This window comes from Kitasatospora sp. MY 5-36 (assembly GCF_001182915.1).
GTDB lineage: Bacteria > Actinomycetota > Actinomycetes > Streptomycetales > Streptomycetaceae > Kitasatospora.
In genome coordinates this window covers 1-1,328 of record NZ_LFVW01001218.1, presented here as the reverse complement: position 1 = coordinate 1,328, position 1,328 = coordinate 1, and the positions used below count along the sequence as shown (strand labels likewise).

Here is a 1,328-nt window from a genome sequence, read left to right as displayed (position 1 = left end):
CGGGCGCGCCCCGGCGGCCCGCCGAGCCGCCCACGGCCCCGGCGCCCACCGCGCGGACCGCGCGTACGCTGACCCCGGGGACGAGTACGCAACCGCGCACGTTGCACAGACAGTCGTTGCAGGCGAAGACCAGCGGGGGGCGGGCCAGCGGGCCGCGGCCGCCGTCGACCAGGAGGTACTCACACCATGACCGACACGACCTCGAAGACGCCGAGCCGCCGCCGCGAGCGCTTCCCCGGGATCTCCACCCGGGCCTGGGAGCACCCGGCGGACCGCTCGGCCCTGGTCGCGCTGCGCAGGCTGACCGGCTTCGACGACATCCTGAAGAAGCTCGCCGGGCTGGTCTCCGAGCGGGCGATCCGGCTGATGTTCCTGGCCACCGCGGTGAAGACCTCCGAGCGCCAGTTCCCGGAGCTGCACGACATGGTGCGCGACGCCGCCTACGTGCTCGACCTGGAGCAGGTCCCCGACCTGTACGTCTCCCAGGACCCGACGGTCAACGCGTACTGCATCGGCATCGACACCCCGGTCATCGTGATCACCAGCGGCCTGGTCGAGCTGCTGGACGAGGAGGAGCTGCGCTCCGTCATCGGCCACGAGGTCGGCCACGCGATGTCCGGCCACGCCGTCTACCGGACGATGCTGATGATCCTCACCAACATCGCCACCCGGATCGCCTGGGTGCCGCTCGGCAACCTGGCGATCACCGCGATCATCACCGCGCTCAAGGAGTGGTTCCGCAAGGCGGAGCTGTCCAGCGACCGGGCCGGCCTGCTCGCCGGGCAGGACCTCCAGGCGTCCATGCGGGCCCTGATGAAGCTGGCCGGCGGCCACAACCTGGCCGAGATGAACGTCGACGCCTTCCTGGAGCAGGCCGAGGAGTACGAGAAGGCCGGCGACCTGCGCGACGGCGTGCTCAAGGTGCTCCAGCTGCTGCCGCAGACCCACCCCTTCGCGGTGGTCCGGGTCGCCCAGCTGAAGAAGTGGGCGGAGAGCGACGACTACCGCTCGATCATGGCCGGTGCCTACCCGCGCCGCTCGGACGACCCGGACACCTCGGTCACCGAGCAGTGGAAGGCCGCCGCCGAGCACTACACGACCTCGGTCAAGGAGAGCAAGGACCCGCTGATGGGCCTGCTCCGGGACGTGGCCGGCGGCGCCGCGACGGTCGGCGGCAAGCTCCGCGACACCTTCACCGGAGGCGGCGGCAGCAGCAACGGCAACGGCAGCCGCGGCGGCTCCGCGGACCGCGACGGCAGCTGACCCACCGCGACCGACCACGACCGCGAGCCGCGATGGCGGCCGGCGTCCCGCCCGGGGCACCGGCC

Annotated in this window: 1 protein-coding gene; it reads left to right on the top strand. The window is 72.4% G+C overall.

Features of this window, described 5'->3' with window-relative positions:
- Positions 1-186 precede the first annotated feature (186 nt).
- On the top strand, positions 187-1,263 hold the full coding sequence (locus tag AE652_RS41510; RefSeq protein WP_049661182.1) for a M48 family metallopeptidase: 1,077 nt from the start codon (positions 187-189) through the stop codon (positions 1,261-1,263).
- The last annotated feature ends 65 nt before the right edge of the window (positions 1,264-1,328 follow it).